This window comes from Campylobacter sp. RKI_CA19_01122 (genome assembly GCF_025771325.1).
Classification (GTDB): Bacteria; Campylobacterota; Campylobacteria; order Campylobacterales; family Campylobacteraceae; genus Campylobacter_D; species Campylobacter_D lari_D.
Map to the genome: position 1 here is coordinate 204317 of NZ_JAKMPZ010000001.1, position 12701 is coordinate 217017.

Consider the following 12701-nt stretch of genomic DNA (forward strand, 5'->3'; position numbering starts at 1 on the left):
ATGAAAGAAGTTAGGATTGTTATCGATGATGAATTTGATCATGTAAGAGATTTTCAAAATGGCTTTGCAGCGGTAAAAAAAGCTGGTAAGTATAGTTTTATAAATAGCAGTGGAGAATTAATTTGTGATTTTTTATATGATGAGGTTTTAAATTTTAGTCAAAATTTAGCAGGTGTTATGATAAATGACAAATGGGGTTTTATAGATACTAAAGCTAAAGTGGTGGTGGATCTTATATATGATGATGTTTGTAGTTTTGTAAATGATTATGCACTTTTACGACAAGGAAATGAAAATATCATCATAGATACTCAAGCAAATATCATTTTAAAGACTGAATATGATGGCATTATAAGACTTAGTGATAAGCTTTTTAAGATCAAAAAAGGCGATGTGTTTGCATTGATCGATCAGAATGGAAATTTTTTAAGTGATTTTGAGTTTTTAAGTATAAAAAGACTAAATGAAAGATTATTTTTATGCAAGCAAAAGATCAATGGCAAGGTTAAATGCGGAGTTTTAAATGAATTTGCAAAGCTTGTTTTAGAGGCTAAATTTGATGATATTAACTTGATAAATGATGAGTATTTGCTAGTGTTTGATGGGTTTTTGTATGGTTTGTTTGATGTAAATTTAAATTGCATTTTTGAACCTATGTATAAGGATGTGAAATTTATAGCCAAAGATATGATCAAAGTCAGGGTAGGGACTAAATATACTTTGGTAGATAAAAACAAAAATGAGCTTAGTAAGAATAGTTTTGATTTTATGAAGATTATTGATGATGAGCTTGTTTTGTTTTTAGAAAATTCTAAATTTGGTTTCATGGATCAAAATGGGATGTTAATTTGTGAAGCTAAATTTGATGAAGTTGGAGAATTTGTTGGTGGATTAGCTTGCGTAAAAATAGCTAACAAATACGGCTTTATAGATAAAAATGCCAAAATCATCATCGATGTGATGTATGATGAGCTTAGGTTTTTTAGTGAGAATTTAGCAGCCTTTTGTGTAGCAGGAAAATGGGGTTTTATCAATACAAAAGGAAAAACCATCATAGAAGCAAAATACGATGAGGCAAATAGCTTTAGCGAAGGCATAGCAAGTGTAAAAAAAGACAATAGATATTTTTTGATCAATCAAAATGATGAGATACTTTGTGAGCATGAGTATGAGTATATGTCTTGTTTTAGCTGTGGTTTGGCATTAGTTTTAACAAGTGATGGTTTTATTTATGTGGATAAAAATGCAAATATTGTTATAAAAGAGCATTTTGATGAGGCGTTTGATTTTAAAGAAGGTTTAGCACAAGTTTGTATAGATAATCAATGGGGTTTTATTAATACAAATGGAGAATTTGTGCTTGATTTGCAGTTTGAAAATGTAAATGATTTGGGCAATGGAATTTATGAGCTTAGTAAAAATGGACATAAATTTTACTTAGAATACAACGGAAAAATAACCCTTAATCCTTTTTCTCAAAGACAAATTGCATGTATAAGCAAGGATATAGGCTGGAGAATTTTAAGGTTGTTAGAGTTGAAAGAGTAAAGGAAAAATATGCGAGGAAATAATCTTAATGAAATGATAAGAATTTATGATAAATACATGTCTATTTATGGAGATAGTGGTGTGTTTAGACTAGATGATGATGATTTATTGTATGCAAGTGAAATTTTAAATAAAGGAGGATTTTTTTGTTATGATGAGAAAATAGTTGATAGAGAGTATGATTTGATGTGTTATTTTACTGTGATATTTTTACCTAAAAATGATTTAGCAAAACACGCTATTAAAATTTTAGAAACTTTAGAGAAAAATAGAGTTGGAGAACACATGAAATTTTGGCTTTGTGATGATGAAAATTACGCTAAAATAAAAATTATTAGTTTATATATGGAAAGGAAATAAATATGGAAAAATTTTTAGAACAATTTAAGGAATTTAAGGAAAAAAACAAATCAAACTACAATCCTTTATTAAAGGTTTTGCCTGCTCATGATGAGGTGAATTTGCATAGTGGAATTTTAAAATCTTTACTTGATCCTAGTGAGAATCATGAACAAGAAAAGTTATTTTTGGATTTATTTTTAGAAAAGATAGGATTAAAAGAATGGTTTGGAGAAAGTGATGATGTAAAAGTCTTAAAAGAATATAAAAATATAGATATTTATATACATAATGGCACTAAACACATTATACTAGAAAATAAAATTTGGGCGAAAGATCAACATCAACAAATTGCTAGGTATATAGAGATATTAAATAAAGAAGAAAATGTTTCTTATAAAGATATCAAAAATATCGAAAATATCGCTGTGATTTATCTTACTTTAGATGGTAGAAAACCTAGTAAGGATAGTTTAGATGAATGGAAAATAGATAATGATGAATTATTCTTAAAAAAAGGCGATGATAAAGTGCTATATAAACAAATTTTCTATAAGAATGAAATTTTACCTTGGCTAAAAAGTTCCCAAGAAAAGGTTAAAAATTTATGCAGTTTAAGTCAAGCTATAGAATTTTACAAAGATGCTATAAATAATGTCATAGGCAATGGTAGTGATATAATAAGCTTTTTGCAAAAGGAAAGTAAAGTTGGTTTTGAACAATTGTTTAAAGATTTAGTTAATAATAAGTCAAAATTATTGCCAAAAATATCAATGTATGAAAGAGATTATATTATCAATAAGTTTTTAGAAGAAACTTGCAAAGTTTTTGATAATGATTTTAGCATTGATAATGGCTCAAGCTATATTCAATTTATACTCAAACCAAAGAATTTAAGTAATAATGATGTATATTTTGCTTTTGCTTGGTTTGATACTACAAATTCTAAAAATTGGAAAAATTTTGGAATCAGACTTATAGGTGATATATCAAAAGAAGATAGAGAAAGAATTCAAGATAAAATACCTGAATTTAACGGATACACTTTATCTGATTATATAGTTTTTGATAAAAATCCTACAGCAGGAGCAATACTAAAATTTATTGAAGAAAATAAAGAAAAAATCAAAGAATTAAATGAAAAATTAAACGGAGTAAAAAACAATGAAAACTCTTGATATTTTGCTAGAAAAATGGAATGATTTTCATAAAAACTTATGTAGAGAATTTATCCATCATGAGGTTTTTAATAATCATAATACAATAGAAGCTTTAAAAGAAAGTGAAAATTATCATTGTGAGGTAAAAGCCAAGAGATAGTGCTAAATCCACAAGCTAAAATTCATATTTTAAGTTTTAAGCTCAGTGATGATAGAAAACTAAAAACAATCAATCAGTTTTTAAAAAACAATAAATATACAGGATGTTATTATGATGTCTTTTATACAAATGAGGTAAATGTGTATGAGGTTTTAAAAATCGAATTTTAATCCATAGCTTTAATTTTATCATGGTTAAATTTACAGCATTTTAGTAAGGCTTGACGGAGAGCTTTTTTCATTTTCACTCATATTTTGTACAGCTTCAAAACTTTACATAGCTTCGCTTTTATTATGGATTAAATTTAAATTTTTATAAGCTTGCTCCATATCAGGATTAAAGCTAGTAAAACTTTTTTATAAGACTTTTTTGCATTTTATAATAATCTTTATTTTTAAAAGGCTCCATAAGAACTTTGATATTTTTTTCTATATTTAACAAATGCTCGCAAACATTTTAAATCATATTTAGGTTTTTTAGTTTTAATTCTTCGCCTTTTTTAAGTAAAAATAAATTCGTATCAAGTTTTAGTATCTCATCATACTCAATCTCAATAACAATTTCTTCATTTTTATTTATCAAACCCCATTTTTCACCAAGCTTAACTTCAGCTAAGCCATCTTTAAACCCCAAAGCATTATCATATTTTGCTTTCTATAACTAAATTTCCTTTTTTATCTATAAAACCCCATTTTCCATTAAGCATAACCCCAGCTAAACCATCACTAAATTCTCCAACATAATCATACTTTGTTTCTATAACTAAATTTCCCTGTTTATCTATAAATCCCCATTTTCCATCAAGCTCAACTATGGCTAAACCATCACTAAATTTTCCAACATAATCATACTTTGCTTCTATAACTAAATTTCCTTTTTTATCTATAAAACCCCATTTTCCGTTAAGTTCAACGCCGGCCAAGCCATCATGAAAGCTGTTGATACCATCATATTTTACTTTTGTGATTAAATTTCCTTTTTTATCTATAAAGCCATATTTTGTTTTTGTACAACAAAATCCATATAAATCATCATTTAAGTGATAAATCTTGCCAGCGATTTTTTTTAGTATGTTTCCATAGATATCAAATAAAATTGAATCTTCTTTAAAAGTTGTTGCATAATACATTTTATCTTTTTTTTATAACACCACAATCTGCTATTTTTTTACTAGTAAAATTCTTATCTAGTTTTAAAAGACTTGTTTTCATGTGTTTTCCTTTTTAAATTTGTATATTTGTTATTTTATAAGCTCTTCTAAATGTTTTAAAATTTTTACCATGGCTAAGGTATCAAGTTTGCAGTATTCTAGTAAGGCTTGGCAGTAAGATTTTCTTTCGTTTTCACTCATATTTTGCATAGCTTCAAAACTTTGCATAGCTTCGTTTCCATTATGGATTAAATTTAAATTTTTATAAGCTTGCTCCATATCAGGGATTAGAGCTGGTAAAACTTTTTTTATAGAATAACTTCCTTGCATTTTATAGTGATAATAATCTTTATTTTGAAAAGGAATCATAAGATCTTTGATATTTTTTTCTATATTTAACAAGTGCTCGCAAAATTTAGGAAAAGCAAGTGCTAAATTTCTTATAACACCTTTTTCAAAGCTTGCATTATAAGAAAGCACGCAAACATCTTTTGGTATATCATTGATCAAATTTCTTACAAGTTCATATCTTGGATCGATCCCGCATTCGCTTAAAAATTCTTTATGTTCTAACTTGTCTTTATAGTCTATATGTAAAGAGTATTGAAAAGGAATTTGCATATAAGGTCTTATACCTTTATATTCAGGTATAGCTTGCATAAAAGTTTCAAAGTCTAGATGATATACGGGATAGGTTAGAGTATCTAAGAATTTTTTGATATTTTCTTTGTTTATGTAGATTTCTTTATTAAGTGAGGCTTTGATTTGAATTTGTTGGTTTTCATTAAAGATGGATGGATCTTTTATATCTTTGAAATTGATTATATTTTTTTGATAGGGTTCAAATTTTTTATTTGCATTAAGCCTTGAAATGTTAAAAACATTCTCGTTTTCACATAAATTTCTTTGTTTAACCCAACAATACTCATATCCATCGCACTCATAAGGATCAAAACAATGTGTTCCTATGTCTATATTTGGCTCTTCATTTTTACTTAAAATTTCTTCAAAGTATTTTAAATTTTTTCTAACTTCTTCTTGGTTTTGGATAACTTTATCTGTGATGTCATTGAACTTAAAAAGTTGATTTATATCAAGAAAATCACCTCTATAGTATTCATTGTTTAAATGTATCAGGTTAACTTGTTTGATTTTATAATTTAAATTTGATAAAACATAATACTGCAAAGCACAATCATCTATATAAACATCTTTTAAAGATGTAGAGCTTTTTACTTCATTTATGATCAAACCATCTTTAGTATTTTGTAAAATATCTATCATGATCAAAATACCATCATAGCAAAAAGTAGCTTCGTAAATTACCTCTTGGTTATTTTCTAATAATTTCTTAGTTTGTTCGTATTTTTCATCAAAAGAACCGCCTTCAAACTCTATCTTTACTCCATTTGGAAAAAGCTCACAAGCTAGCTCGCCTACTTTGTTACCAGTTTTAAATTTATCTGAAGTATTCTCTGGGGTACTTAGTACTTCATCTTTGTAAGTTTTTAGCCATAAAGACTTAGCACATTGTGTGCCTCTTGTGTATCTTGATTTTGAAAAAAACATTATTTACCTTTTTTTGTTGTTTTATTTGAATTTTAGTCTATTTTTTTAAAATAGGCTAGAGTATTATTTCTTCAAAGGTTTATCTCACATTAGAGCATAAATTAGTCCGCTTGAAAAAAACAAAGCGTGCTAACGCATTTTGTTTTTCTTCTCTTCTTTGCGCTACGGTTTTAAGATTGCTTTTTCTCAAAACTGCAAAAATACTAAGTCCATACCATAATCCTAATGTTATTTTTAAAGGTAGTATTAAAATCATTAGTAATGGATTGTTACGATTATCTCTTAGTGTTGTGTATGCTATATATAATACAACGCATGCCCATATAAAAGCAATGACACCCATAATCATTAGCGCAGTATCTCTTTCTATTCGCATTAGAAATAATGTCATAAAGATTATAAAGGCTAAAGGCAATACAGCAAATAATCCAACACACAAGCTAAGATCTATTGTATTTCTATATATAACTACCTTGCCTTTTAATCCATAATACACAAGCACTGCAGCTATGATGATATATATTAAGATAGCTATGGTGATGATTATTGTATTGGTATAATCTTCTTGAGCTATTTTTGTGCTTGTATTGTTATCTATGGTTTTTTCTATTGTTATATCTTGTTGTGCTGTTGTATAATTTACTTCAGCATTAGTAAAAGTAAAGCATATACACATTAATATGCTTAAAATTAAAAATAGTTTTTTCATTTTATTCCTTTGTTTTTGATTTGTTATTTTAAATTTGATTTTTATTTTTTAACACCTCCATGACTTGATATTTTTATTTTACAATTGTAATTTATTTTAGTGGACTGTGTTTGTCTATTTTAAATTTTTTATTTTGGTATAATTAACAATGCAAAAATTAAGTTATAATTATAAAAATCAAAACTAAGGAAAACTATGAGTGATTTAAAAACTAGTTTAAATGCAATTAAAGATAAAAATTTTGGTTATTTTTTTGATAAAGATAAATGCTATATTTATCATACTAAATTTGGTAGGGAGAGAAAAGAAGAGATTTTAAAAAATGAAGATATTAAAACAAAATTTGAAAAATTAACCAAAAACATTTATAAAGAAAATGGTGATACATTTGGTACATTAAAAAAAGCTTTTAAGGAATATTTACAATATTTTGGTGATAAAGATACTATTCATATTAAATTTTATGAAAATGGAAAATTTTTACGAACAAAAAGCGAAATTGTGAATAAATTTAGCGAAACATTTGGTAAAAAAATAGACAAGATAGATTTCAATCAAGGTAATTTTAAAAAAGGTATTTTTGAAAAATGGTGGGACAAAAGTATAAATAGTGCTAGAATGCAAGGTAATGCTACAAATTTATTAAAAGATGAAACAAAATTAGTTGAGAATCTTAAAACAATAAACAAAGCAGCAAATGATAGTAGCAATTTAACAGAACTATTTGAAAAACTTAAAAAAGTAGAAGGTATGAAAGCTACTGCTAGAGAACTAGCATATTTTTTACAATTTGATAAAGATAAATTTCCACTTGCAAATGACGCTATGATAAATATGGTTAAATATATCTTTGAAATGCTAAATGAAGATTCAAAAAAGAAGCTTGAAGATATAAAAAAAGAGACAACTAAAACTAGAAATGAAGAAATATACTTTAACTTTGTTTTGGATGAACTTAAAATAAATGAAAATTCATATAATCTTCCAAAATACTATATTTTAGATCAATTTTTAAATTTGATCGATAAGATAAAAGAATCTGATTTGACTTTGATTACAAAAGAAAAATTAGCTGAAAATAAAAATGTTGAAGATTTAGATCAAAGTGCGTATTATAAACTTTACAAAGCAGCTTATGATTTTGCAAATTTATGTGGCAAAGCAGATATAAAAAGCAATGATTTAGAAGGCTTTAAAAAGCTTTTAAAAACGCATAAAAACATCATTTTTCATGGAATTCCTGGAACTGGAAAAACCTACACTATAGTAAATAATGTAAAAAATATCATTAAAAATGAAAATCAAATGCTCATTACTCAATTTCACCCAAGTTTTTCTTATGAGGATTTTATAGAAGGTATTAAACCTGCAGGGATTGAAAATGGACAATTAAAACTTGAGCTTAAAAATGGAACTTTTAGAGAATTTTGTGATAAAGCAAAAGAAGAAGAAAAAGGATTTTTGGAAAAACTCGAAAAAGGAAATTTTAATGAAGCTCTAAGTGATCATGGGTATTTTTTCATAGCTGATGAGATTAACCGTGCGGAATTATCTAGGGTTTTTGGAGAATTACTTTATGCACTTGAGTATAGAGGAGAAAAAGGCAAGATAAAAACACAATATGCCTCTATGAGAAATGATGAGGATTTTTATGTGCCTGAAAATGTATTTTTCTTAGGGACTATGAATGATTTAGATAAAAGTATAGATAGTTTTGACTTAGCGCTTAGAAGACGCTTTATATGGCAAGAAATGGAGTGTGATTATGATGTAATAAGAGATGAAATTTATGCAAATAATATTGAAGAATACACACAAGCTTGTCAAAAATTAAACAAAAAAATTAGTAAAGATATAGGTGAAAAATATCAACTTGGACATTCTTATTTTCTAAAAATTGAATTTAAAAATGATGAGATTAAAGATAGTGATATGAAAAAACTTTTTAGCAACCGCTTTGAAGCGCTTTTAAAAGAGTATTTAAGAAGCGAATATAATGAAAAAGAAATACAAACGCACTTGGATAATTTAAAAAAACTTTTTGTTATAGAAAAAAACGATGATAAAAATAAATGATAATAGCTTTATAGAAATAGATCAAAAATCTTCAAGAATACAAGATTTTGATTTGTATTTTGAAGATTTTATAAAAAATGGAAATTTCTTTTCTTTTTTCAATGATGATGAAAAAATTTTAAGCAAAAATACTAAAAATCCTATCATTTCATTACGAACGATTGAAGAAAACAAAAAACAAATCACTAGTGGAAATTATATAGGAAAAATTTCTTATAATGGTTTGGAAGTTGAGATAAATTCCAGGTTTGGCAAGAAGTTTTTAGAAAGAATGCTAAATTATGCTAATGATGTATTTGTTGATGATGTGAGTATTTATCAAGATGTAAAAAAGGAAAGCAATATAAGTGAGTTTATACTTTTTTATATCTTTGTGCAAAAACTTGAAAAAAGTTTTTTGATAGGTTTGCCTAAAAATTATCAAAGTAAAAAATACAACGATTTGCGCTTTAAGGGAAATATCGATATGGTTGAATTTATAAAACACAATATCCCTTTAAAAGCAAAGGTTGCTACAAAAACAAGAGAGCAAATAGAGGATGTGCATATTATTAATGTATTATATAAAGCATTAGAAGTCATAGAAAAGAAAAATTCAGGCTTTTTAAAAAATGTAAAGCATATAAAAACCTATTTAGTGCAAAATAAAAGCGAGCATTGTTTTATAAAAGAAAGTTTAAACAAAGCCTTTTCTAGCAAAGCCTTGAGAAATCAAAACTATCAAAACTACAAAGAGCTTTTAAAATACGCAAAAATGATCATAGAAAGTCAAAATTTCACTAGTAAAAATAAAAATGATCAAAAAAGTTATGGTTTTATCGTTAATATAGCAGAGCTTTTTGAAATTTATATAAGCAAACTTTTAAGAAAAAATTTTGAAGAATATATGGTTGATTCTCCAAAGCTTGAAATTTATAAAAATAGCTTTTATAAACGCTATATAATACCTGATATTGTTTTGTCTAAAGATGATACATACATGGTTTTTGATACTAAATATAAAAGAATGAAAATGGAAGGTAGAAGCCAAAATGGCATGGGAGATTTAGACAGAAATGATTTGTTTCAAATTCATACTTATATGGGGTATTATCAAAAGATAGGCAAGGTGCTTTTAGGTGGACTTTTATATCCTATGCAAGAATTTGAAAAAGAAAAATGCCATAGTGAAAATTCTATCCTTTCAGATGAGTATAAATTTATAATTGATGGAATTTTTCTTGAAGATAGTCAAGATAAAGAAATCACTCTTGAGTATATTACCCAAAAAGAAGCGCAATTTATAGAAAGGATCAAAGAGCTACTAAAACAATCATTTTAGTAGCTTAGTAAAAGAAACCTTCTTTCTATATCCTCGTGAGCGATAGAGTTTATTTCTAGTTTATAGGGTTTAAAATTTTTCGTGCTAATATTAGCAAATAAAATATCCAAACTCACATCTAAAAGTTTTTTTAAACCTTTTGAAAAATCATAATCTTTTAAATAAAAATTATTTCTTATCAAATTTTCATTTTGTTTTATAATTTCTAGCAATTCTTGCTCTTTAATATAAAATAACCCTTCTATAAGCATGTTTTGATAAGGTGAGATGTCGTTGATGTTTAGCACTTTTTTATCTATCCAGCCATTTTTAGGAAAGGCATATGCGCTTGCAAGATGATAGAGTTTGCTTTTTGTGTTTGTTTTTTTTAATTTATAGTGTATTTTTGCATTATGTTTTATAAAATCAACAACATAAAAATGTTTAAAATCCGCATAATTTTGACTTAAAAAATTTTCAAAAGACAAAAGTTTGCTTTGAGTATTTACATCTAAAAAATATCCATTTTCTAAATGATAACTTTGGCTTAGTAGTTGTATATTTTCTGTTTTTTGAATTTGTGTTTGGAAATTAAACTCATCATTGTTTGTTTCATACAATGCTTTAATGTGTTCTTTTGCTTTTATATCATTAAATCCAAACATAAAGCTTTTGTGTAATGTTCCTTGAAGTGTTATGTTCATAGTTTTATCCTTTTTATAAAAATCCCATGTTGATTTTTTCATCATCTGATTTGAGTTTTGATTCTTTTTCTAATTTTTTTAAAAACTCATTGGCGTTTTTGATTTTAAGAATTTTATTTTGTCTAAGGATTAGCGCAAAATCGCCCAAACAAATATTTTGAAGCCTTAAGAGCCTTTTTGAAATTTGCTTTTTATCAAAGCTTAAATTTAATTCTTTAGCAAAAAAATCAAAAGCCTTTAAAAGCTTTTCTTGTTTTAGTGCCTGAAATTCTATCTTTAGATCAAATCTTCTTATGCTAGCTTTATCAAGGTTTTGTAGGTAATTTGTAGAAGCTATGAAAATACCTTCAAAATTTTCCATTTGCATAAGCATTTCATTGACTAAGCTTTTTTCCCAGCTTTTATTTGCTTCATCTCTACTATAAATTAACGCATCGATTTCATCAAGTTGTAAGATAGCATTATCATTTGAAGCTTTTTTGAAAATGTTTGCGATATTTTTTTCATTATTGCCCACAAAAGGATCTAAAATATCACTAAGTTTATAAGAATGTAAAGTTTTGTTTAAAACATTAGCTAGTTCTTTGCCAAACTCGCTTTTTCCACTACCTGCTATGCCATAGCTTAAAATTCTTAAACTTGAATTTTTATCGATATTGTTTATTAGTTCCTGTAAATTTAAATCACATTCTATCAAGCTTAAATCGTATTTTTTGTCTTTTTTTGGCATTGAAATGCCCTGAAGTGATCTTGCTTTTAAATTTTCATTGATCAATCTTACAAATACTTCTTGGCTTTTGCTTTTAAAGATCTTAGCATTGTTTGCACATTTTAAAATAACCCCTTGAGAAAGTTCAGGATGAGAAGCTATATTTTCTATAATGGCTTCATCTATTTTTATATTTTTCTTGTTGAATAACTTTTTTATATTTTGAATTTTCTTTTCTTTAGGCATACTTTCAAGCTCTAAAACCACATCAAAACGCCTCAAATACGCCTCATCCATGTCTTTAGAATTTGATAAAAACACACAAATGCTATTTTCTTCATCTAAGATTTTATTGATTTTTAATTTTTCTTTTAAAGAATCATAGCAAAGGCTATCTTCACACTCATCAAAGACTATTATTTGCTTTTTTGGATTGAGTATCTTTTTAAGTGCGTAAAAATTTGAAATTCTACTTGATTTTTTATCATTTTCACAATCTTTAACACACAATGCTTCTTTTCCAAGCTCTTTAGCTATGAGTGCGCTAAGCTCGTTTTTGCCCACACCTGCTTTTCCATATATAAAAATATTCCCCTTTTGGCGTTTTTTTAAAAAAGTAATGATAGTATTTAATTCTTCTTGTATATAGTCAAAATCACTCAAATTTAGTCTAGTTTTAGGTAAAAAATAAGAAAACTCACCCATAAGTGTAGTTTTGCTAATATCTTGAGTGAAAATGCTTTCAAAATTATTTACATCTATACCAAAGGCATCACTATCATAATAGCACAAGGCATCTAGTTTAAAAAGCATAGAATCATCACTTAAGGCTTTATTGACATCTTTTGAAGTGTGGTTGAAAATTTTTTCTATGATTTTTTTGCCTAAAGCAGTGCTATAACCTTGGTGTAAAGCAAATCTACCTTTGTTTGCATAGTAAAAAAATGCAAACACATCACATTCTGCTTGAGTAAAATTTAAGTATTTTTTAAGATAACTTAGATTTTTCTTTAAAAAGCTAGGATAGATAAATTTGGAGTATTGTTTGTAGATAAAACTAGGGATTTTATTATCTTTTTCTAGTATTTCCTCAAATTCGCTGTAAAAATCTTTTTTGATTTGCTTGTTGTTTGAGAGCATTTGTGCGTGTAGTGAGATGACTTTTACATTATGTGAGTAATAATCAAAATCCGCAATGTGAGTAAGAGTAGAAGTATTTGTTTGCATTATAAACCTTTAAACTAAGATATATAATGTAATTATAAACAAAATAACTA

The 12701-nt window shown here is 26.6% G+C and carries 13 protein-coding genes; 7 read left to right on the forward strand and 6 right to left on the reverse strand.

The annotated features are described in order from the left end of the window. The 5 genes from L8U37_RS01050 to L8U37_RS01070 are packed head-to-tail and all read left to right on the forward strand — an operon-like array spanning window position 1 to window position 3377. Window positions 1-1548 (forward strand): WG repeat-containing protein, encoded by a 1548-nt coding sequence (locus tag L8U37_RS01050; protein ID WP_263728364.1) that lies wholly within the window; start codon window positions 1-3, stop codon window positions 1546-1548. A 9-nt stretch (window positions 1549-1557) separates the two neighbouring features. Beyond that, window positions 1558-1908 carry a hypothetical protein gene (locus L8U37_RS01055; protein WP_263672621.1) on the forward strand — a complete coding sequence of 117 codons (351 nt, stop codon included), beginning with the start codon at window positions 1558-1560 and terminating at the stop codon, window positions 1906-1908. A gap of 2 nt (window positions 1909-1910) precedes the next feature. Next, window positions 1911-3065, forward strand: coding sequence for a PD-(D/E)XK nuclease family protein (locus tag L8U37_RS01060; RefSeq protein ID WP_263728365.1), 1155 nt, complete (start codon window positions 1911-1913; stop codon window positions 3063-3065). Then, window positions 3052-3207: a hypothetical protein gene (locus tag L8U37_RS01065; RefSeq protein ID WP_263709372.1), complete on the forward strand. Its 156-nt coding sequence runs from the start codon at window positions 3052-3054 to the stop codon at window positions 3205-3207. The genes L8U37_RS01060 and L8U37_RS01065 overlap by 14 nt, the downstream gene beginning before the upstream one ends. Continuing rightward, window positions 3207-3377, forward strand: coding sequence for a hypothetical protein (locus tag L8U37_RS01070; RefSeq protein ID WP_263672618.1), 171 nt, complete (start codon window positions 3207-3209; stop codon window positions 3375-3377). The genes L8U37_RS01065 and L8U37_RS01070 overlap by 1 nt, the downstream gene beginning before the upstream one ends. Before the next feature lie 286 nt (window positions 3378-3663). Here the strand turns inward: L8U37_RS01070 and L8U37_RS01075 are convergent, their stop codons facing one another. The 4 genes from L8U37_RS01075 to L8U37_RS01090 all read right to left on the reverse strand — a co-directional run bounded on the left by L8U37_RS01075 (window position 3664) and on the right by L8U37_RS01090 (window position 6635). After that, on the reverse strand, window positions 3664-3840 hold the full coding sequence (locus tag L8U37_RS01075) for a WG repeat-containing protein (RefSeq protein ID WP_263728367.1): 177 nt from the start codon (window positions 3838-3840) through the stop codon (window positions 3664-3666). Between the two features lie 7 nt (window positions 3841-3847). After that, entirely contained in the window at window positions 3848-4336 is a 489-nt protein-coding gene (locus L8U37_RS01080) for a WG repeat-containing protein (RefSeq protein ID WP_263728368.1), read from the reverse strand. 111 nt (window positions 4337-4447) lie between these two features. Then, window positions 4448-5926 carry a DUF2779 domain-containing protein gene (locus L8U37_RS01085; RefSeq protein WP_263728369.1) on the reverse strand — a complete coding sequence of 493 codons (1479 nt, stop codon included), beginning with the start codon at window positions 5924-5926 and terminating at the stop codon, window positions 4448-4450. 79 nt (window positions 5927-6005) lie between these two features. Continuing rightward, window positions 6006-6635 carry a hypothetical protein gene (locus L8U37_RS01090; protein ID WP_263664460.1) on the reverse strand — a complete coding sequence of 210 codons (630 nt, stop codon included), beginning with the start codon at window positions 6633-6635 and terminating at the stop codon, window positions 6006-6008. Between the two features lie 195 nt (window positions 6636-6830). On the opposite strand from L8U37_RS01090, the gene L8U37_RS01095 reads away from it, so the two are divergent. After that, on the forward strand, window positions 6831-8711 hold the full coding sequence (locus tag L8U37_RS01095) for an McrB family protein (protein ID WP_263728370.1): 1881 nt from the start codon (window positions 6831-6833) through the stop codon (window positions 8709-8711). Further along, a complete protein-coding gene (locus L8U37_RS01100; RefSeq protein ID WP_263664462.1) occupies window positions 8695-10032 on the forward strand; it encodes an McrC family protein in 1338 nt (445 codons plus the stop codon). Before L8U37_RS01095 ends, L8U37_RS01100 begins: the two co-directional genes overlap by 17 nt. Here the strand turns inward: L8U37_RS01100 and L8U37_RS01105 are convergent. Together L8U37_RS01105 and L8U37_RS01110 are read right to left on the reverse strand one after the other, a co-directional pair. Next, a complete protein-coding gene (locus tag L8U37_RS01105; RefSeq protein WP_263728371.1) occupies window positions 10029-10715 on the reverse strand; it encodes a hypothetical protein in 687 nt (228 codons plus the stop codon). The genes L8U37_RS01100 and L8U37_RS01105 overlap by 4 nt on opposite strands. A 13-nt stretch (window positions 10716-10728) precedes the next feature. Next, window positions 10729-12651, reverse strand: coding sequence for an AAA family ATPase (locus L8U37_RS01110; protein ID WP_263728372.1), 1923 nt, complete (start codon window positions 12649-12651; stop codon window positions 10729-10731). Between the last annotated feature and the right edge of the window lie 50 nt (window positions 12652-12701).